At 61.7% G+C, this 19,052-nt stretch carries 19 protein-coding genes and 2 riboswitches; of the genes, 13 read left to right on the forward strand and 6 right to left on the reverse strand.

Features of this window, described 5'->3' with window-relative positions; genetic code table 11:
• Positions 1 to 89: 89 nt before the first annotated feature.
• The 4 genes from cobM to CAF65_RS02470 all read right to left on the reverse strand — a co-directional run bounded on the left by cobM (position 90) and on the right by CAF65_RS02470 (position 2,242).
• On the reverse strand, positions 90 to 836 hold the full coding sequence (gene cobM / locus CAF65_RS02455) for a precorrin-4 C(11)-methyltransferase (RefSeq protein ID WP_085714849.1): 747 nt from the start codon (positions 834 to 836) through the stop codon (positions 90 to 92).
• Positions 837 to 921: 85 nt separating this feature from the next.
• Positions 922 to 1,335, reverse strand: coding sequence for a cobalamin biosynthesis protein (locus CAF65_RS02460; RefSeq protein WP_085714850.1), 414 nt, complete (start codon positions 1,333 to 1,335; stop codon positions 922 to 924).
• Positions 1,332 to 2,039: a CbtA family protein gene (locus CAF65_RS02465; RefSeq protein ID WP_085714851.1), complete on the reverse strand. Its 708-nt coding sequence runs from the start codon at positions 2,037 to 2,039 to the stop codon at positions 1,332 to 1,334. Before CAF65_RS02465 ends, CAF65_RS02460 begins: the two co-directional genes overlap by 4 nt.
• A gap of 11 nt (positions 2,040 to 2,050) precedes the next feature.
• Entirely contained in the window at positions 2,051 to 2,242 is a 192-nt protein-coding gene (locus tag CAF65_RS02470) for a CbtB-domain containing protein (RefSeq protein ID WP_085714852.1), read from the reverse strand.
• 120 nt (positions 2,243 to 2,362) lie between these two features.
• Positions 2,363 to 2,589, reverse strand: a riboswitch (cobalamin riboswitch).
• Between the two features lie 178 nt (positions 2,590 to 2,767).
• Positions 2,768 to 2,981, forward strand: a riboswitch (cobalamin riboswitch).
• Positions 2,982 to 3,083: 102 nt separating this feature from the next.
• Between CAF65_RS02470 and cobW the strand changes: the two genes are divergently transcribed.
• The 4 genes from cobW (at position 3,084) to CAF65_RS02490 (ending at position 9,736) form a co-directional block, all read left to right on the forward strand.
• Positions 3,084 to 4,154 (forward strand): cobalamin biosynthesis protein CobW, encoded by a 1,071-nt coding sequence (cobW, locus tag CAF65_RS02475; RefSeq protein WP_085714853.1) that lies wholly within the window; start codon positions 3,084 to 3,086, stop codon positions 4,152 to 4,154.
• Positions 4,155 to 4,157: 3 nt separating this feature from the next.
• The gene (cobN, locus tag CAF65_RS02480) at positions 4,158 to 8,000 is read left to right on the forward strand and encodes a cobaltochelatase subunit CobN (protein WP_085714854.1); all 3,843 of its coding nucleotides are present in this window, start codon (positions 4,158 to 4,160) and stop codon (positions 7,998 to 8,000) included.
• A 63-nt stretch (positions 8,001 to 8,063) separates the two neighbouring features.
• Positions 8,064 to 9,071 (forward strand): ATP-binding protein, encoded by a 1,008-nt coding sequence (locus CAF65_RS02485; protein WP_085714855.1) that lies wholly within the window; start codon positions 8,064 to 8,066, stop codon positions 9,069 to 9,071.
• A gap of 119 nt (positions 9,072 to 9,190) precedes the next feature.
• A complete protein-coding gene (locus CAF65_RS02490; RefSeq protein ID WP_178076656.1) occupies positions 9,191 to 9,736 on the forward strand; it encodes a VWA domain-containing protein in 546 nt (181 codons plus the stop codon).
• A 148-nt stretch (positions 9,737 to 9,884) separates the two neighbouring features.
• Here CAF65_RS02490 and CAF65_RS02495 read toward each other — a convergent pair whose 3' ends face one another.
• Complete coding sequence (locus CAF65_RS02495; protein WP_085714857.1) at positions 9,885 to 11,108, reverse strand: NADH:flavin oxidoreductase/NADH oxidase family protein; 1,224 nt, start codon at positions 11,106 to 11,108, stop codon at positions 9,885 to 9,887.
• 76 nt (positions 11,109 to 11,184) lie between these two features.
• Between CAF65_RS02495 and CAF65_RS02500 the strand changes: the two genes are divergently transcribed.
• The 9 genes from CAF65_RS02500 (at position 11,185) to CAF65_RS02540 (ending at position 18,675) form a co-directional block, all read left to right on the forward strand.
• Positions 11,185 to 11,589, forward strand: a complete 405-nt coding sequence (locus CAF65_RS02500) for a MerR family transcriptional regulator (RefSeq protein WP_085714858.1) — start codon at positions 11,185 to 11,187, stop codon at positions 11,587 to 11,589.
• Between the two features lie 267 nt (positions 11,590 to 11,856).
• Positions 11,857 to 12,705, forward strand: a complete 849-nt coding sequence (locus CAF65_RS02505; RefSeq protein WP_085714859.1) for a transporter substrate-binding domain-containing protein — start codon at positions 11,857 to 11,859, stop codon at positions 12,703 to 12,705.
• Between the two features lie 195 nt (positions 12,706 to 12,900).
• Positions 12,901 to 13,563: an amino acid ABC transporter permease gene (locus tag CAF65_RS02510; RefSeq protein ID WP_008015908.1), complete on the forward strand. Its 663-nt coding sequence runs from the start codon at positions 12,901 to 12,903 to the stop codon at positions 13,561 to 13,563.
• 8 nt (positions 13,564 to 13,571) lie between these two features.
• Positions 13,572 to 14,234 (forward strand): amino acid ABC transporter permease, encoded by a 663-nt coding sequence (locus CAF65_RS02515; protein WP_085714860.1) that lies wholly within the window; start codon positions 13,572 to 13,574, stop codon positions 14,232 to 14,234.
• Positions 14,231 to 15,025, forward strand: a complete 795-nt coding sequence (locus CAF65_RS02520; protein ID WP_085714861.1) for an amino acid ABC transporter ATP-binding protein — start codon at positions 14,231 to 14,233, stop codon at positions 15,023 to 15,025. Before CAF65_RS02515 ends, CAF65_RS02520 begins: the two co-directional genes overlap by 4 nt.
• A gap of 29 nt (positions 15,026 to 15,054) precedes the next feature.
• The gene (locus CAF65_RS02525; RefSeq protein ID WP_085714862.1) at positions 15,055 to 15,444 is read left to right on the forward strand and encodes a RidA family protein; all 390 of its coding nucleotides are present in this window, start codon (positions 15,055 to 15,057) and stop codon (positions 15,442 to 15,444) included.
• A 146-nt stretch (positions 15,445 to 15,590) separates the two neighbouring features.
• Entirely contained in the window at positions 15,591 to 16,355 is a 765-nt protein-coding gene (locus CAF65_RS02530; protein ID WP_008015904.1) for an IclR family transcriptional regulator, read from the forward strand.
• Positions 16,356 to 16,394: 39 nt separating this feature from the next.
• Entirely contained in the window at positions 16,395 to 17,612 is a 1,218-nt protein-coding gene (locus CAF65_RS02535; protein WP_085714863.1) for an amino acid deaminase, read from the forward strand.
• 130 nt (positions 17,613 to 17,742) lie between these two features.
• Positions 17,743 to 18,675, forward strand: coding sequence for a sugar kinase (locus CAF65_RS02540; RefSeq protein ID WP_085714864.1), 933 nt, complete (start codon positions 17,743 to 17,745; stop codon positions 18,673 to 18,675).
• Positions 18,676 to 18,746: 71 nt separating this feature from the next.
• Here CAF65_RS02540 and CAF65_RS02545 read toward each other — a convergent pair whose 3' ends face one another.
• A complete protein-coding gene (locus CAF65_RS02545) occupies positions 18,747 to 19,022 on the reverse strand; it encodes a peptidylprolyl isomerase (RefSeq protein ID WP_085714865.1) in 276 nt (91 codons plus the stop codon).
• Positions 19,023 to 19,052: the final 30 nt, after the last annotated feature.

Genomic DNA, 19,052 nt, shown 5'->3' on the forward strand with positions numbered 1-19,052 from the left:
GGGTTGAATTCACTGGCGCCTTCGCGAGCAGGCTCGCTCCTACATTGGAATACGGTCAACTGTGGGAGCGAGCCTGCTCGCGAATGGTCTCATGGGCGATAGAGATGCGCATGCCCCGCGCGATACAGCGATGACTCACCGAAGTGATCACTGCCCAGCACTCGGCCCACCAGAATCAACGCTGTGCGCCGAAACCCTTTGGCTTCAACCTTCCCGGCAATATCCTCAAGCGTTCCCACCACCCAATCCTGATCAGGCCAGCTCGCGCGGTGCACCACCGCAATCGGGCAATCGGCGCCGTAATGCGGCAGCAGTTCCTCAACGATCTTCGGCAGGTGACTGACCCCCAGATGAATCGCCATGGTCGCGCCGTGTTGCGCCAGGCTGGAGAATTCCTCTCCGGGTGGCATGGCGGTTTTGTCGGCGTAGCGCGTCAGGATCACGCTCTGTGAAATGTCCGGCAGCGTCAGTTCCGCGCCCAGAAGCGCGGCACAAGCGGCCGTGGCCGTTACGCCCGGTACGATTTCGAATGCAATGCCGAGCTCACGCAGATAACGGATCTGCTCGCCAATGGCGCCATACAGGCTCGGGTCGCCGGAGTGCACCCGGGCAACATCCTGACCTTTGCCGTGGGCCGTCTTGATCAGTTCGATGATCTGTTCCAGGTGCAGCTCGGCGCTGTTGACCACCTGTTCGGCACAATGACCTTCCAGTACGGCGGCAGGCACCAGGGAGCCGGCATAAATGATCACCGGGCAGCTGCGAATCAGGCGCTGGCCCTTGACGGTAATCAGTTCGGGGTCGCCGGGACCTGCGCCAATAAAGTAGACGGTCATCGTCGGTTCCTGTGGGGAAAAAAGGGGATGAACAGGGCTTCAGATGAAGAATGTTCATGATCGATGGCGGGGATTATCGGGGATTTCAGGCGGCGCCGGCCAATGCCAGTGTTGCCTGGGCATATTTTTGTCGTGGAATCAGCAGTTTTGCCGGGGCCTGAGCCAGTTGTTCCGCCAGGGCCAGTGCGGCGCTTTCCGCCACGCCATAGCAACCGGTGCGCTCAAACGCTATTTGCGATTGATGACTGAGTTGCGCCTCATAAACGGCCAATTGTTCGCTGCTGAAGTACATCAATTCCAGGCCAAGTTGCGTCGCCAGCTCGATCAGTGCCGGTTCGTCGCGTTTCAAGTCGATGCTGGCCAGGGCCTTGATTTCATGCAACGGGATTTGATGCGCCGCCAACGCCTGGTCGAGCAGCGCCCGCAACGTGCTGACGGGGCAGCCCCGTTGGCAGCCCAGGCCGACCACCAGGGTCGGCGCTGTGCTGACATCCGTCATGCGCGGTATTGGCCATCGCTTTTGCGACGGAACAACCAGGCGCTGATCAGCCCAAGGGCCAGCCAGAACGCCACGTTGGTCAGTTGCGAAGCGATTTTGAACTGAGTTTCCAGCGCCTCTGGAGCGAGCATCGAATGCACTTGCGGTTGCGGTGCGCCAAGCACATGGGGAACGGCGATGATCGCCGCGCCGAGGACTTTCATCAGCCAGTGACGGCTGAATACGATCAGGGCGATACCGACGGCGGTGGAGGCGGCGGTGCCGACCCACCACAGTTGCCGTTGTGCCAGGTCGGCTGCGGCAGTGCCGGGTAATTCAGGTGGCAGGCCGAGGGTCGGCGCGAGCACGAATGTCGCATAACCGGCCAGGCCCCAGAGCAGGCCCTGGGAGGTTCTGGTCGGTGCGCGCAAGGTGTACAGGCCGGCCAGCATCAGAGCGAAACCGACAGCCACCACCAGGTTACCGCCAGTGGTCGACAGCACGCGCTGCCAGCCGTCTTCCGGCTCCCAGGCTTGCGCATCGTGAGTGTGGGCAGCCATCGCGCCGTCGGCATGTTCATGCATTTCAACAGCGGCCGGTTCGGCTTTTTCGTAGGTTTCGGCCTGCAGAATCAGGGGCGCGACCCAGAAACTTTGCAGCAGCGTCAGCAACAGGGCGGCCAGCAGCCCGGTGAAACCTGCGGTTTGCGCAATACGCTTGATCATATTGGCAGGTCTCAATGACACGGAAACGCGGAGCTGTGACGGGTATCGTGGGCGGCGTTATGCACCGCTTCGATGTGCGAGAAGCCGGCGAAATACACCAGGCACGCACCCAGGATCGACGCGCAGACGGCGGCGGTCAGGCGTTGAGCCAGGCTAGAAGTGGTGCTGGTTGTAGTGTGGCCGGTGCTGCTGATGATCGACATGGCGTTTCCCTCTGGTCTGTCAGCGGGGAATGAGGGCGCATGCAAAAACCTGCACGGCCAGGCGCGCAGCGTTTCAAACAGCGCCCGCCCACCGCGGGTTTGTTGTTTCAGTGACCGTTCTGGTCACTTTGTGTTGCGGGCCGGTCTCCGGGCTCACGAGGGGCGCAGGCATCAGCCTGATCCTGCAAGCATCACCTTCCCATGCTGTGATGGCACAGTGGATCTGATGCTTCGCTCGCTTACCGTTGCGGGGGCAGCACCGGACTGACATGGCTTTGAAGTAAAGCACATGATTCACCGGTTTCCCGTTTCACCCTGTGAAGGGCACCCGTAACAAGGTGTGTAGGAGAGCATGGGCAGGGGTTGGGCGTCAATTGGCAAGGGTTCTCAACTCTGAATCGAGGCGAATTCTTCGCGAGCAGGCTCGCTCCCACATTGAAGTGCGCTCCCCCTGTGGGAGCGAGCCTGCTCGCGAAGGGATCACCGCCGATTTCAAGTGAACATTGACCCGCCCCAATACCATGCGTAGCCTTGCGCTTTCGAGGTTCTTCGGCGTTTGTCGAAGCTAAGAAGGGAACGCGGTCGATGCCGCGGCTGCCCCCGCAACTGTGAACGGTGATGTTCGTTGCCACGCCACTGCTGGTTCAATCCATGAGACCGGCGGGAAGGCGCAGTGAATGCCAGGCTCAAGGCCGGCACGCCGTCAGCCAGGAGACCTGCCTCGACACAGATTCTCACTTTCAACCGGGCGGGGTGATCCGGTGGCGAACTCTTCAGGCACACGCGCCCGCGTTGCCAGTCGTCGTCCCGTATGCCCGCCACCTTAGCCAAAGGGCATCCGATGAAATCACTGGCCAAACTCCCCGTCACCATCGTTACCGGTTTTCTCGGCTCGGGTAAAACCACCCTGCTGCGCCATATGCTCGACAACGCCCAGGGTCGCCGCATCGCGGTGATCGTCAACGAATTCGGTGAATTGGGCATTGATGGCGAAATCCTCAAGCAGTGCTCGATCGGGTGCACCGAAGAAGAAGCCAGCGGCCGTGTCTATGAGCTGGCCAATGGCTGCCTGTGCTGCACCGTCCAGGAAGAGTTCTTCCCGGTGATGCGCGAACTGGTGGCCCGTCGCGGCGATCTCGACCACATCCTCATCGAAACCTCCGGCCTGGCGCTGCCAAAGCCGCTGGTGCAAGCCTTCCAGTGGCCGGAAATCCGCAGTGCCTGCACCGTTGACGCGGTGATCACCGTGGTCGACAGCCCGGCCGTGGCCGCCGGCACCTTCGCCGCGTTCCCGGACCAGGTCGACGTCCAGCGCAAACTCGACCCGAACCTGGATCACGAATCGCCGCTGCACGAACTGTTCGCCGACCAATTGGCCAGCGCCGACCTGGTGATCCTCAACAAAACCGACCTGATCAACCCGGCAGACCTGGCCCGCGTGCGCCTGGAAGTCGCCGAAGAGTTGCCGCCAGCGGTAAAAATCGTCGAAGCCAGCAACGGTCGCTTGCCACTGGACGTGCTGATCGGCCTGGGTGCCGGCTCCGAAGAACACATCGACAGCCGTCATAGCCACCACGACCATCATCACGATGGCGACGACGATCATGACGACCACGATCACGACGCTTTCGATTCGATCTCCATCGAACTGCCGCAAGCCGATGAAAGTCTGCTGATGGACGCACTGACCCAACTGGTGGTCCAGCACGGCATCTTGCGCGTCAAAGGTTTTGCGGCGATCCCGAACAAACCGATGCGCCTGCTGATCCAGGGCGTGGGCACGCGTTTCGACAAGCATTTCGACCGTCAGTGGGGCGCCGAAGAAGCGCGCATCACCCGTCTGGTGCTGATCGGCCAGGAGCTGGACGCCGTAGTGCTCGAAGCGCAACTGCGCGCCGCGCTCAGCGTGTAAGCCATGCACCTGCTCAGGACCCAGCCCGGCGGTTTCGTGTCGGACGACAACATCGCCGACCTTGGACAAACCCCCGCCGAGCTGATGGTCCTGTGCAGCGGCGATTCCAGCCTGGCGCTGCTCGCCGAAGCGGCGCAGCAGTTACCCGACGATTACCCGAGCGTGCGTCTGGCCAACCCGATGCAGGTGCAGAACCATGCCTCGGTCGATTTGTACGTCGACGAAGTGCTGCGTCACGCCAAGGTGATCCTGATTTCACTGCACGGCGGCATCGCCTATTGGCGTTACGGCATCGAGCGCCTGGTCGAGCTGTCGCAACGCGGCGTGCAGGTCATTCTGGTACCGGGCGATGATCGCCCGGACCCGGAACTCAGCGACTTGAGCACCGTCGGCGCCGAGGATCGCGACCGGCTCTGGCAGTTTCTGCGTCAGGGTGGCATGGGCAATGCCCTGGATTTCTTCCGCTGTCTGGCCAATCGCTGGCTGGATCGCGACTACGCTTGGGCCGAACCGCAAACCCTGCCGCGCACCGCGATTTACCACCCACAAAAAAGCCCCGCAGACCTGTGCGATTGGCAAGCTGACTGGCAACCCGATCAACCGGTGGCAGCGGTGCTGTTTTACCGCTCGCATTTGCAGGCGGCGAATACCGCTTTTATCGATATTTTTTGCCAACGTCTGCAAGCGGCAGGGTTGAACCCTTTGCCGATTGCCGTGGCCAGTCTGAAAGAGCCCGGCTGCCTGACGGTGGTCGAACACTGGCTGGATGAAGTCGAGGCAGGGGTGATTTTGAACACCACCGGTTTCGCCCAATCCAGCCCCGAAGCGCCGCACCTGCGACCGTTTCGCCGCAACATCCCGGTGATCCAGGCGATTTGCGCCCAGGACAATGAACCCGGTTGGCGTGCCAGTGAACAGGGCCTCGGCCCGCGCGATCTGGCGATGCACATCGCGTTGCCGGAACTGGACGGACGGATCATCAGCCGGCCCATCAGCTTCAAGGACCTGGCCTGGCGCAGCGAGCGCAGTCAGTCCGACGTGGTCTGCTACCGCTCGCAACCGGAGCGCATGGACTTCGTCGCCGAACTGGCGCGGCGCTGGATCGATCTGGCGCGGGTGCCGAGTGCGGAAAAACGCATCGCCCTGATCCTCGCCAACTACCCGACCCGTGATGGTCGCATCGGCAATGGTGTCGGCCTCGACACACCCGCCGCGGCGCTGAACATCCTGCGTGCGCTGCATAAAGAAGGTTATCCGCTGCCTGGCGAGCTGCCGGACAGCGGCACCGCACTGATCCAGCAATTGCTCGGCGGCGTCAGCAACGATCTGGACACGCTGGACCAGCGTCCATGCCAGCAAAGCTTGGCGATGGATGACTACCTGCTGATGTTCAATGCGCTACCCGAAGCCAACCGCGAAGCCGTGCTGGAGCGTTGGGGCACGCCCGAAAACGATCCGATGTTCCGTGGCGGGCGAATGATGATCGCCGGGCTGCGTTTCGGCCTGACCTTCGTCGGCATTCAACCGGCACGGGGTTATCAGGTAGACCCGAGCGCGGTGTACCACGACCCGGACCTGGTACCGCCCCACGGCTACCTGGCGTTCTACTTCTGGCTGCGCAACACCTATGGCGCCCATGGCGTGATCCACGTCGGCAAACACGGCAACCTCGAATGGCTGCCGGGCAAGGGCGTCGGGCTGTCGGAAAACTGCTGGCCGGACGCACTGCTCGGGCCGCTGCCGAACATTTATCCGTTCATCGTCAACGACCCGGGCGAGGGCGCGCAGGCCAAACGTCGCACTCAGGCCGTGATCATCGATCACTTGATGCCACCGCTGACCCGTGCCGAAACCTACGGCCCGCTGCGCAACCTCGAACTGTTGGCGGACGAGTATTACGAAGCGCAGCTGCTCGATCCGCGCCGCGCCCGAGAATTGCAACGCGACATCCTGCAACTGGTGCGCGACACGCACATTGACCGTGAACTGCAACTGGACGAGCAACTCGACAGCGATGCCGACGCAGCGATCTGGTTGCCGCGCCTGGACACTTACCTGTGCGACTTGAAAGAGTCGCAGATCCGTGACGGCCTGCATGTCTTCGGCGAGTCGCCCACCGGCCGTTTGCGTCTCGACACCTTGCTGGCGTTGTTGCGCTTACCAAGGGGCGATGGCCGTGGGGCGCAATCGAGTCTGCTGCGGGCGTTGGCCAAGGCTTTCGAGCTGGGGTTCGATCCGCTCGATTGTGCATTGGCCGAGCCGTGGACCGGGCCTCGACCGAATGCCTTGTTGTCGATCAGCCATGAACTCTGGCGCACCACCGGCGATACCCGCGAACGCCTCGAGCTGTTCGCCACACAACTGATCTCGCAGGTATTAGCTGACCCCTGCAGGAGCGAGCTTGCTCGCGATGGTGTGTCAGTCGACACCGATATGGCTGACACTTCATCGCAAGCAAACTTGCTCCTGCGGGAGGAGGGTTGGTCTGAGGTGCAAGCCATCCTCGACAGCCTGCGCGAGGTGGTTGCCCCGCGTCTGGACGCCTGCGGCCCGGCGGAAATGAACGGTTTGCTCGATGCCCTGAGTGGTCGCTTCGTCCCGGCCGGCCCCAGCGGTGCGCCGAGTCGCGGTCGTCTGGACGTGCTGCCCACCGGGCGCAACTTTTACTCGGTGGATGTGCGCAACCTGCCGACCACTACGGCGTGGCGCATCGGCTTCCAGTCGGCCAACCTGATTCTTGAACGGCACCTGCAAGACCACGGCGATCATTTGCGTCAGCTCGGCCTGTCGGTGTGGGGGACCGCGACCATGCGCACCGGCGGCGATGACATCGCCCAGGCGATGGCGTTGATGGGGGTGCGTCCGGTCTGGGCGACCGGCAGTCAGCGGGTCGATGATTTCGAGATTCTGCCGTTGAGTTTGCTTGACCGTCCGCGGGTGGATGTGACCTTGCGTGTGTCCGGATTCTTCCGCGATGCCTTTGCCAATCTGATCCGCTTGTTCGACGCGGCGGTGCAAGCGGTCGCTGACCTTGATGAGCCGGACGATCTCAACCCGTTGGCGGCCAAGGTGCGCGCCGAGCGTGCAGCCTTGTTGCAGACAGGGCTCGATGAAGAGGCTGCGCGACGTCAGGCCGGCTGGCGGATTTTCGGGGCCAAGCCCGGTGCCTACGGCGCAGGCGTGCAGGGCGCCATCGACGGTCGGCTGTGGCAAACCCGCGAAGACCTGGCCGAGGTTTACCTCAACTGGGGTGGCTACGCTTACGGTGGTGCTGACGAAGGCACCGCCGCTCGTGAACAGTTCACCCAGCGTCTGAGCCAGGTACAGGCGGTGCTGCAAAACCAGGATAACCGCGAGCACGATCTGCTCGACTCCAACGATTACTACCAGTTCCAGGGCGGCATGCTGGCGGCGGTGGAAATCCTCAAAGGCGAGGCGGCGGCCAGTTATCATGGCGATCACAGCCAGCCGGACCTGCCGAAGATTCGCACCCTGAAGGAAGAACTGAACCGGGTAATCCGCTCCCGGGCCGCCAATCCGAAATGGCTCGAAGGCGTTAAACGTCACGGCTACAAAGGTGCGTTCGAAATGGCCGCGACAGTCGATAACCTGTTTGCCTTCGATGCGACCACGCAGTTGATTGATGATCACCAGTACGCGTTGCTGGCCGATGCCTATTTGCTCGACCCGGACACCCGGGACTTCGTTCGCGAACACAATCCCCATGCCTTGCGCGACATGACTGAGCGCATGCTCGAGGCTCAACAACGCGGGATGTGGAAGGAACCGGGCGAGTACCGCGAGGCGCTGGAGAATTTGTTGCTGGATATAGAAGAAGACGGCTAATCACCGCAAACCCTGTGGGAGCGGGGCGCTTGTGAGATCACCGACCATGACCGAGATAAAACAATGACCGACACCCCGCATTTTCCGCTCTGCGCCGTGGTCGGCGCCGACGATTTGAAGCTGGCCCTGTACCTGACCGCCATCGACCCGAAAATCGGCGGTGTCCTGATCGAAGGTCCACGGGGCATGGCCAAGTCGACCCTGGCCCGCGGTCTGGCGGACCTGCTGGCCAGCGGTCAGTTCGTCACCTTGCCGCTGGGCGCCACCGAGGAGCGCCTGGTCGGCACCCTCGATCTCGACGCGGCGCTGGGCGAAGGCCGCGCACAGTTTTCCCCTGGCGTACTGGCCAGGGCTGACGGTGGCGTGCTCTATGTCGACGAGGTCAATCTGTTGCCCGATCACCTTGTTGATCTGCTGCTCGATGTGGCCGCCAGCGGCACCAATCTGGTGGAGCGTGACGGCATTTCCCATCGGCACTCGGCGAAGTTCGTGCTGATTGGCACCATGAACCCGGAAGAGGGGGAACTGCGTCCGCAACTGCTCGACCGCTTCGGCCTGAACGTCGCCCTTGGTGGCCAAACAGCGCCCGCCGAACGAGGCCAGATCATTCGCCGTCGCCTGGATTTCGACAGCGATCCGCAAGGTTTCTGCGTCGAATGGGAATCGGCGCAGGCGTCTCTGCGTGAACGTTGCCAGAACGCACGCAACGTCCTGGCAACCATCCCCCTCGACGACCAGGCACTGGCATGCATCACCGAACGCTGCTTTGCCGCCGGCGTCGATGGTTTGCGCGCCGATCTGGTCTGGCTGCGTGCCGCACGGGCTCACGCCGCTTGGCGCGGGGCAAATGCTATCGCCGAGGAAGATATTGAAGCAGTCGCCGAGTTCGCCTTGCGCCATCGTCGTCGCGAACATTCGCCACCTGTATCGCAACCTTCCCAAGCACCGCAGCAGCCATCCACCCAACATTCCAACCCGAGCGAAGGCCAGGGCCAATGGGGCGACATGCCCGCCCAGGTGCTGCCGGTCGGCGCACGTCGTGAAGTGCCGAGCTGGCCAAAAAAGCCATAGGCATTCGCCCTCGCTCCGTCACGGGGGCGAATGCCAGACCCCGAGCCGGACGGCTGGACCACGGCAAACTGGGCAAGCGCCACGCAGCCCGCAGTGGCTTGGTCAACTGGCCTGGTACATTGCTCAATGGCCGACCGCGTCAGCGCGACGATCTGTTGTTTCACCTGCGTACTCGCTCGCCCCATGAACTGTGGCTGGTGATCGTTGATGCCTCCGCATCGACCCGCCGTCATCAGGCATTGAGCGATGCCAAGGGCTTGCTGGCGCAGCTGTTCGACGATGCCTATCGCCAGCGTGCACGCCTGGCCCTGCTCACGGCCAGCGGTTCTGCCCCCAAGTGGCAGGTGCAGGGATTGAAGCCTTCCACGGGGCTGCGCCATTGGCTCGATGGCCTTGGTGCGGGTGGTGGCACGCCGTTGCTGGCAGCGCTGGGTGAGGCGGGGCGATGGCTTGTCGCACGGCAAAAGCGCTTTCCGGCAGAGCAGCAGCGGCTGTTGTTGGTGACCGATGGCCGTCTGAAGGACTGGCCGCTGCTGCCGACGCTGGAGTGTCCGGGGTTATTGATAGACATCGAACGCGGGCCGATCCGGCTTGGGCGCAGCAGGTTGTTGGCTGCGCAGTTGCAATCGGAATATCGGCATATCGACGAGCTGCTTCCGGGCTGAGATCTGTTTGGCAGGTCCGGCCTCTTCGCGAGCAGGCTCGCTCCCACAATTGATCCGGGCTGAACACGAATTTTGTGATCGCCCGATAAACCCCTGTGGGAGCGAGCCTGCTCGCGAAAGCGGTGTACCCGCCAACCTCGAACTTGAATTACTTGCCCATCGCCTGCCGGTACTGCCGGGTACGCTTGCCAATGTACAGCTGGTCGAGAATCAGCGCCCATAGCGCCGAAACCTTGGGGCGGGTTTTGCGCCCACGGCTCAAGCGATGAAGCTGGAACTTGACCACCGCCATGCTCGCCAGCGCCGCCAGGGGTTTGCGCTTCCAGCGGATCGGCGGCAGTTGCGGATGGCTGTTCTGGCCTTCGCGCCAGTGTTTGACCAATTGCGGTTCCACGGCCAGTGCGGTGCCGATACCGGCCATGGCGAGGCCGCTGTCGAGGACCTGTTCGACGATTGCCAGACGTCGGATCCCGCCGGTCACCATCACCGGCATCCGCGCCACGCTGGCCAGTTCACCGGCCATTTCCAGAAAGTACGCCTCCCGTGCCAGGGTCCGGCCGTCGCGCGCTTCGCCTTGCATGGCCGGTGCTTCGTAACTGCCACCGGAGAGCTCCAGCAGGTCGATAGGTTGTTCGTTGAGCCACTGGATCACTTGCCGTGCATCATCGGCATCGAAGCCACCGCGCTGGAAATCCGCTGAGTTGAGCTTTACCGACACACAAAATTGCGGCGACACCGCCTGGCGAACCGCTCCGACGACGGACAGCAGTAAGCGCGCACGATTTTCCAGCGAACCGCCCCAACGATCGGTGCGCCGATTGGTGATCGGCGAAAGGAACTGACTGATCAGGTAGCCGTGGGCGGCATGGATCTGTACACCGGTAAAACCGGCTTTCTCTGCCAGCGCGGCGCTGGTGGCGAAACGTCGGATCACCTCCTGGATGTCGTCCTCGCTCATGGGCCTGGGTTCGGCGAACATCTTCGAGAACTGGCCGAGGTCCAGTGCTACCGCCGACGGCGCCAGAGCTTGCTGACCAAGGTTGGCCATGGTCTGGCGACCAGGGTGGTTGAGCTGCATCCAGAAGTGCGCACCGCCAGCCCGGCCGACACTGGCCCACTGGCGAAAACGTTCCAGGTGACGCTCGTCCTCCAGCGCTACACCACCGGGGCCGGTCATGGCTCGGCGGTCGATCATCACATTGCCGGTCAGCAGCAAGCCGGCCTCGCCCTCGGCCCAGGTCTGGTACAGGCGAAACAGCGCCTGGTCGGGCACCTGATCGGTGTTGGCGAGGTTCTCTTCCATCGCGGCTTTGGCAATGCGATTACCGATGGTCTGGCCGTTGGGCAAATTCAAGGTTTGAAAGGGCGACATGCTTGACTCCTCGTAGTGATGAGCAGAGGCTAAGCTTAAAGTTAACTTTAATGTCAAGCAGGCAAATGAGCGCCCTATGAAGATTGGTGAGTTGGCACAGTTGAGTGGGTTGACCGCCTCGCGCATCCGTTTTTACGAGTCTCAGGGATTGATCCGGCAGGTCGAGCGTTCTGCCAACGGCTATCGGCGTTACTCACAACAGGCGTTGCAAACCCTGCAAATCATTCAGTGTGCGCAACAAGCCGGTTTCAGCCTGGAAGAACTCAAGCAGTTACTGCCGGATAATCTGACGGGCGCGTTCAAGCACGATGAGTTGATGGCCGGCCTGCATCGCAAGATCGAGCAGATCGAAGAGATGCAACGGCACCTGGCCCATAGCAAGGCGCAGTTGCTGGGCTGGATCGACACCATTCAGGCCCGGCCCGAAGGCATGAACTGCAATGAAAATGCGGAACGGGTGATGGCGTCATTCAAGCACTAGGTCAGGTCGGATTGCTCGTCAGCGTACTGGCCCTCCAAACGCCCGGTTGTGAAGCAGATACCCGCCCTTTGTAGCCAACGGTAGCGATCAGGGGGCCGTGGGTTTGGTAACGTTTTTTTCTGTTTACACGCATCTCTCTGATTCAAAACAAATTTCAATCCCCCTCACATTCCCCCCACATCCTGTGGCACACTTTCTGCTGTCTATTCCGTTGTTACATACCAAGTTCCGGTATAGCGGAATAAACATCACCCTGGAGTGCTTGCCATGCATCGCCGACCTTCGTTGTTCAAAGCATGTGTTTTTCTTTTCGCGGCATCCGCCGCTGCCATGGGCGTGGCTCAGGCGGCGGACAGTAAGCTCGATAGCGTTCTGGCCCGTGGCAAACTGATTGTCGGCACCGGCAGTACCAATGCGCCTTGGCACTTCCAGGGCGCGGATGGCAAGTTGCAAGGCTTTGATATCGATATCGGGCGCATCGTGGCCAAGGGGTTGTTCAACGATCCGGGCAAAGTCGAGTTCGTGGTGCAGTCGTCCGATGCGCGTATCCCCAACCTGCTGACCGACAAAGTCGACATGAGCTGCCAGTTCATCACTGTGACGGCCAGCCGTGCCCAGCAAGTGGCGTTCACCCTGCCGTACTACCGCGAAGGCGTCGGCCTGCTGTTGCCGGCCAACAGCAAGTACAAGGAAATCGACGACATGCAAGCCGCTGGCGATGGCCTGACCGTGGCGGTGCTGCAAAACGTCTATGCCGAAGAACTGGTGCATCAGGCGTTGCCCAAGGCCAAGGTCGATCAGTACGACAGCGTGGACCTGATGTACCAGGCCGTGAACTCCGGCCGCGCCGACGCGGCGGCCACCGACCAGTCTTCGGTGAAATACCTGATGGTGCAGAACCCTGGCCGTTATCGCAGCCCGGTTTACGCCTGGAGCCCGCAGACCTACGCGTGCGCGGTCAAGCGCGGCGACCAGGACTGGTTGAACTTCGTCAACACCACCCTGCATGAGGCCATGACCGGCGTTGAGTTCCCGACTTACGCGGCATCGTTCAAGCAGTGGTTCGGTGTCGATCTGCCTTCGCCGAAGATCGGTTTCCCCGTCGAATTCCAATGAACACTGCTGCGGGCGTTGCGCAAATTACTGCGTTGAAAACAGGCTCGAAATGCTCATTGACTAATGTCAAGTCGGGCGCGACCCCGGCCGTTTCTCGCCTGTTTTCGCCTTGTCTTTTCGTCGCTCGCGACGTTTCCAATTGCTGAATGAAGAGCGGGGCGGTTATGAATCGCCCCGCTCAAGGTACTGCTGACCATGAACTATCAGTTGAACTTTGCCGCCGTCTGGCGCGATTTCGACACCTTGCTGGCGGGGCTCGGCCTGGGCCTTGAACTGGCCCTGGTGTCGATCGCCATCGGTTGCGTGATCGGCCTGATGATGGCGTTTGCTTTGCTGTCGAAGCATCGTGCACTGCGGGTGCTGGCGTCGGTGTATGTCACGGTGATCCGTAACACGCCGATCCTGGTATTGATCCTGTTGATCTACTTTGCGTTACCGAGCCTGGGCATTCGTCTGGACAAGATTCCGTCGTTCATCATCACCCTGTCGCTGTATGCCGGGGCCTACCTGACCGAGGTGTTCCGCGGCGGTCTGCTGAGCATTCCCAAGGGCCAGCGTGAAGCCGGCCTGGCCATTGGCCTCGGCGAGTGGCAGGTCAAGGCCTACGTCACCGTGCCGGTAATGCTGCGCAATGTGTTACCGGCGCTGTCGAACAACTTCATTTCGCTGTTCAAGGACACCTCGCTGGCGGCCGCGATTGCCGTACCGGAGCTGACCTATTACGCGCGCAAGATCAATGTCGAGAGCTACCGGGTGATTGAAACCTGGCTGGTGACCACGGCGCTCTATGTGGCGGCCTGTTACCTCATTGCCATGATGCTGCGTTACCTCGAACAGCGTCTGGCGATTCGTCGATAGGAGGCCCCATGTACGAATCCCCCAGTTGGTTGCATGAGTTGTGGGTGGTGCGCGAAGTGCTGTGGCAAGGCTTTGTGACCAGTGTCCAGGTATCGGTGCTGGCGATTTTGCTCGGCACGCTGGTTGGCGTCGTCGCCGGTCTGGTACTGACCTACGGCAAATTCTGGATGCGCGCACCGTTTCGTTTTTATGTTGATGTGATTCGCGGCACGCCAGTGTTCGTGCTGGTGTTGGCGTGCTTCTACATGGCGCCGGCACTGGGCTGGCAGATCGGCGCGTTCCAGGCCGGTGCGCTGGGGTTGACGCTGTTCTGCGGCTCCCACGTCGCCGAGATCGTGCGCGGTGCGTTGCAGGCCTTGCCGCGCGGGCAAATGGAAGCGAGCAAGGCCATTGGCCTGACGTTCTACCAGGCTCTCGGGTACGTACTATTGCCCCAGGCGTTGCGGCAGATTCTGCCGACCTGGGTCAACTCGTCTACCGAGATCGTCAAGGCCTCGACCCTGTTGTCGGTGATCGGTGTAGCGGAATTGCTGCTCAGTACCCAGCAGATCATTGCCCGGACCTTCATGACCCTGGAGTTTTACCTGTTCGCCGGTTTCCTGTTCTTCGTCATCAACTACGGCATCGAGTTACTCGGCCGGCACATTGAAAAGCGGGTGGCTTTGCCATGACTCAGACTCAATCCAATGCACAAAACGGCCAGCCGCTGCTGGACATTCGTGGCCTGCACAAGCGCTACGACCACCTCGAAGTGCTCAAGGGCGTCGACCTGACCTTGCAGCGCGGCAACGTGGTGACGCTGATCGGTTCCAGCGGCTCGGGCAAGACCACGCTGCTGCGCTGCGTGAACATGCTTGAAGAGTTCCAGGGCGGGCAGATCCTGCTTGACGGCGAATCCATCGGTTATGACGAGGTCAACGGCAAGCGCATTCGCCACCCGGAAAAGGTCATTGCCCGTCATCGCGCCATGACCGGCATGGCGTTCCAGCAGTTCAACCTGTTCCCGCACCTGACGGCATTGCAGAACGTCACCCTGGGCTTGCTCAAGGTCAAGAAACTGCACAAGGACGAAGCCGTGGCCCTGGCCGAGAAATGGCTGGAGCGTGTCGGCCTGCTGGAACGGCGCGATCACTTTCCCGGCCAGTTGTCTGGCGGTCAGCAACAGCGCGTGGCGATAGCCCGGGCGATTGCGATGAACCCGAGCCTGATGCTGTTCGACGAAGTGACCTCGGCCCTCGACCCGGAACTGGTCGGCGAAGTGCTGAGCGTGATCAAGGGGCTGGCCGAGGACGGCATGACCATGCTGCTGGTGACCCACGAAATGCGCTTCGCCTTCGAGGTGTCGGACAAGATCGTTTTCATGAATCAGGGGCGTATCGAGGAGCAGGGGCCACCCAAGGACCTGTTCGAACGCCCGCAATCGCCACGACTGGCGGAATTCCTCAAAAGCACACGTTTTTGATCCTTTGATTTCAATCAGGAGAAACATCCATGAGCATTACTCGTTATGGCACCGGCAGCACCGCCGCTGGCGGTGCGCCTCGCCCTTTCGCCCGCGCCGTTGAAGCCGATGGCTGGCTGCACGTTTCCGGGCAGGTGCCGGCGGTGGATGGCGAGATCATTACTGGCGGCATCGTCGAACAGACCCACCAGACCATGAAGAACCTGATCGCGATTCTCGAAGAGGCAGGTTTTAGCCTGGAAGATGTGGTGCGTGCCGGGGTGTGGCTGGAGGATCCGCGGGATTTCACGAGTTTCAACAAGGTCTTCTCCGAGTACTTCAAACCTGAGCATGCACCGGCCCGGGCTTGTGTGCAGGCGAGCATGATGGTCGACTGCAAGGTCGAGATCGACTGTATTGCCTACAAGAAAAAGGCTTGAGAATTGCGGTGAATTCTTCGCGAGCAGGCTCACTCCCACAGGGGGACGCATTCCAATGTGGGAGCGAGCCTGCTCGCGAAGGCGGCCTTACGGTCGCCACCAAACTCTGCGGTAAACTCCCGGCACTTTGAATGGGAACCACTGAAATGACCGAAGACACCATCAAGCGCCGGGCACGCGGTCTGGACCGGGCGTTCGATATCCTCGATTTCCTCAAGGAGATCGGCCAGCCCCTGCGCCCGAACGACATCGCCAACGGCATCGGCAGCCCCAAATCCACGGTCTACGAACTGGTGGCCTCGCTGCTGGAACGGCGGATCCTGGAGCCGGTGGGCAAAGACGGTCATGTCTACCTCGGTCGTCAGTTGTACTTTCTCGGCCAGGCGCATTTGCGCCATTTCGACCTCACCCGCGAGGCCGATCACGCCTTGCAGGAAATCGTCAGCCAGACCCGTGAAACGGCGCAGATGTGCCTGCTTAACGGGCGCAAATACACCGTTGCGCTGATGAAGGAGGGGGAACGGCATTTCCGCATTTCCTCGGACATCGGCGAAAACGCGCCCATCCCCTGGACCGCATCCGGGCGCCTGTTGCTGGCGCACTTGAGCGACCAGGAAATCGTCGACCTGATAGACCACGATGACTTCATCCTGCCCGACGGCGAGCGTCTGCCGCTTGAGCAGTTCCTCAAGGAAATCCGTCAGGCCGGTATCGATGGTTTCTTTTCTTTCGATAGCGTCGCCGACACCTTTACCCATTGCTTCGCCGCGCCGGTCAAAGACCCCGGTGGCGTGGCCATCGCGACCCTGTGCATCGTCGCCCCCCGGGCCGATGCCAAGAACAACTACAACGACTATCGCCGGGTGCTGATCGAAAGCGCCAACAGCCTGGCCCGTCGCATCAACGAATAACAGCGGCTGCCTGCGGCCGCGTGAACGAGGAGTTCGACCATGCCTACTGCCCCCAATACAGCCAACGTGGATAAAGGCGCAGCCCTGATCGGTGCCAGCCTGGTGCGCGACGTCAGCCTGCCCGCGCTGGTCCTGCACCGCGAGGCGCTGGAGCACAACATCCGCTGGATGCAGGCGTTCGTCAGTCACAGCGGTGCAGAGCTGGCGCCCCATGGCAAGACCAGCATGACCCCGGCATTGTTCCGTCGCCAACTGGATGCCGGTGCCTGGGGCATCACCCTGGCCAGTGCTACACAAACCCGTGCGGCCTACGCCCATGGTGTGCGCCGCGTGCTGATGGCCAACCAGTTGGTCGGAACGCCGAACATGGCGCTGATCGCCGACCTGTTGGCTGATCCGGCGTTCGACTTCTATTGCATGGTCGACCACCCGGATAACGTTGCCGATCTTGGCGCCTATTTCGCCTCCCGCGGTGTGCGCCTCAACGTCATGATCGAATACGGCGTGGTCGGTGGTCGATGCGGTTGCCGCAGTGAACAGGAGGTGCTCGATCTGGCCAAGGCCATCGCCGCGCAACCGGCCCTGGCTCTGACCGGGATCGAAGGCTACGAAGGGGTGATCCATGGCGATCACGCCGTGACCGGTATTCGCGCTTTCGCCGCGTCCCTGGTGCGTCTGGCGGTGCAGTTGCAGGACAGTGGCGCGTTCGCCATTGCCAAACCAATCATCACCGCATCGGGTTCGGCCTGGTATGACTTGATTGCCGAGTCCTTCGAAGCGCAGAACGCCGCTGGACGCTTCCTCAGCGTGCTGCGTCCGGGCAGCTATGTGGCTCACGACCATGGCATCTACAAGGAAGCGCAGTGCTGCGTGCTCGACCGTCGCAGCGACCTGCACGAAGGCCTGCGCCCGGCGCTGGAAGTGTGGGCGCATGTGCAGTCGTTGCCGGAGCCAGGGTTTGCGGTGATTGCCCTGGGTAAACGCGACGTGGCCTACGACGCCGGTTTGCCGGTGCCGTTGCTGCGTTACAAGGCTGGCGTGGTGCCGGCCAGCGGCGATGATGTGAGTGCCTGCAAAGTCACCGCTGTGATGGACCAGCATGCGTTCATGACCGTGGCGCCGGGGGTTGATCTGCGGGTGGGCGACATCATTTCGTTCGGCACTTCGCACCCGTGCCTGACGTTCGACAAGTGGCGCATCGGCTGCCTGGTAGACGAGCAACTGAACGTCATCGAGACCATGGAAACCTGTTTCTAAGGTTCAGGACCGAGGCGCGGCCTTCGCGAGCAGGCTCGCTCCCACATTGGAATGCATTCCCCTGTGGGAGCGGGCTTGCCCGCGAAGAGGCCCGACCAGACAAAAGAGCAATACCAGAGACCCCACAACAATGAACACCATCAACACCCTCGGCCCCGATACCCCACGCATCGCCCTGATCGGTGAGTGCATGATCGAGTTGCAGCATCGCGCCGATGGCAGCCTGCAACAGAGCTTCGGCGGCGACACCTTGAACACGGCGGTGTACCTGTCCCGGGAACTGGGGGCGAGCGGCACCGTGGACTACGTCACCGCCCTGGGCGATGACAGTTTCAGCGATGCGATGTGCCGCAGCTGGGCGGCGGAAAATATCGGGCTCGACATGGTTCAGCGCCTGCCCGAACGTCTGCCGGGTTTGTATTGCATCCAGACTGACGCGGCGGGCGAGCGTCGCTTTCTGTACTGGCGCAATGAAGCGGCGGTTCGCGATTGCTTCACTACGCCGACCGCCGAGCCGATCCTGGCGGCGCTGCCGGATTACGACGTGCTGTACTTCAGCGGCATCACCCTGGCGGTACTCGGCGTGGAAGGCCGTGAAAAATTGCTGGAAACCCTGATCGAAGCCCGTCAGCGCGATGCGCGAATCGTGTTCGACAACAATTACCGGCCACGGCTGTGGGCCTCGGTCGAGGACGCCCGGGCGGCGTATCGCCGTGTGCTGCCGTATGTCGACCTGGCGTTGCTGACAGTGGATGACGAACAGGCGTTGTTCGGTTATGTCGATTGTGACGCAGTGTTTGCCGCGTATGAACAGATCGGTACGCCGGAGGTGGTGCTCAAGCGCGGCGCTGAAGCGTGCCTGATTCGTTGTACGGGGGAGTCGTTCGAAGTGCCGGCACAGAAGGTCGAGCGGGTGGTGGACACCACGGCGGCGGGGGATTCGTTCAGTGCGGCGTATCTGGCTTCGCGGCTCAAGGGCGGTAGCCCCGAGGAAGCCGCCGAGGCCGGGCATCGGTTGGCGAGCCGGGTGATCCAGGTGCCGGGGGCGCTGATCCCAAGGTGAGCGGTGAATGGCCGCTGGCTGCGCCATCGGATCGCGAGCTTGCTCGCGATGGGGGCCGAAAGCCAACAGCATCAATCCCGGTAGAACACCTGCACCAGGTGATATCCGAACTTGCTCTTGATCGGCCCATGGACCACCCGCAGCGGCTTCTTGAAGATCACCGCGTCGATCACGCCGACCATCTGCCCCGGCCGTACTTCGCCGAGGTCACCGCCGCGCTTGCCCGATGGGCAGGTCGAATACTTCCTGGCCAGCACATCAAACGCTTCACCCTTGGCGATGCGTTGTTTGAGCTGCTCGGCTTCTTCCGAGGTTTTCACCAGGATATGGCGGGCTTGAGCTTTCATGGGGCGGTTACCTTGCAACGGTGGTGGCTA

The sequence above is a fragment of the Pseudomonas sp. B28(2017) genome (genome assembly GCF_002113025.1).
Taxonomy (GTDB): domain Bacteria; phylum Pseudomonadota; class Gammaproteobacteria; order Pseudomonadales; family Pseudomonadaceae; genus Aquipseudomonas.

Coding starts and splice junctions, on each gene's coding strand:
- cobM (WP_085714849.1), bottom strand. CDS start 836: ATGACCGTCTACTTTATTGGCGCAGGTCCCGGCGACCCCGAACTGATT.
- CAF65_RS02460 (WP_085714850.1), bottom strand. CDS start 1,335: ATGACGGATGTCAGCACAGCGCCGACCCTGGTGGTCGGCCTGGGCTGC.
- CAF65_RS02465 (WP_085714851.1), bottom strand. CDS start 2,039: ATGATCAAGCGTATTGCGCAAACCGCAGGTTTCACCGGGCTGCTGGCC.
- CAF65_RS02470 (WP_085714852.1), bottom strand. CDS start 2,242: ATGTCGATCATCAGCAGCACCGGCCACACTACAACCAGCACCACTTCT.
- cobW (WP_085714853.1), top strand. CDS start 3,084: ATGAAATCACTGGCCAAACTCCCCGTCACCATCGTTACCGGTTTTCTC.
- cobN (WP_085714854.1), top strand. CDS start 4,158: ATGCACCTGCTCAGGACCCAGCCCGGCGGTTTCGTGTCGGACGACAAC.
- CAF65_RS02485 (WP_085714855.1), top strand. CDS start 8,064: ATGACCGACACCCCGCATTTTCCGCTCTGCGCCGTGGTCGGCGCCGAC.
- CAF65_RS02495 (WP_085714857.1), bottom strand. CDS start 11,108: ATGTCGCCCTTTCAAACCTTGAATTTGCCCAACGGCCAGACCATCGGT.
- CAF65_RS02500 (WP_085714858.1), top strand. CDS start 11,185: ATGAAGATTGGTGAGTTGGCACAGTTGAGTGGGTTGACCGCCTCGCGC.
- CAF65_RS02505 (WP_085714859.1), top strand. CDS start 11,857: ATGCATCGCCGACCTTCGTTGTTCAAAGCATGTGTTTTTCTTTTCGCG.
- CAF65_RS02510 (WP_008015908.1), top strand. CDS start 12,901: ATGAACTATCAGTTGAACTTTGCCGCCGTCTGGCGCGATTTCGACACC.
- CAF65_RS02515 (WP_085714860.1), top strand. CDS start 13,572: ATGTACGAATCCCCCAGTTGGTTGCATGAGTTGTGGGTGGTGCGCGAA.
- CAF65_RS02520 (WP_085714861.1), top strand. CDS start 14,231: ATGACTCAGACTCAATCCAATGCACAAAACGGCCAGCCGCTGCTGGAC.
- CAF65_RS02525 (WP_085714862.1), top strand. CDS start 15,055: ATGAGCATTACTCGTTATGGCACCGGCAGCACCGCCGCTGGCGGTGCG.
- CAF65_RS02530 (WP_008015904.1), top strand. CDS start 15,591: ATGACCGAAGACACCATCAAGCGCCGGGCACGCGGTCTGGACCGGGCG.
- CAF65_RS02535 (WP_085714863.1), top strand. CDS start 16,395: ATGCCTACTGCCCCCAATACAGCCAACGTGGATAAAGGCGCAGCCCTG.
- CAF65_RS02540 (WP_085714864.1), top strand. CDS start 17,743: ATGAACACCATCAACACCCTCGGCCCCGATACCCCACGCATCGCCCTG.
- CAF65_RS02545 (WP_085714865.1), bottom strand. CDS start 19,022: ATGAAAGCTCAAGCCCGCCATATCCTGGTGAAAACCTCGGAAGAAGCC.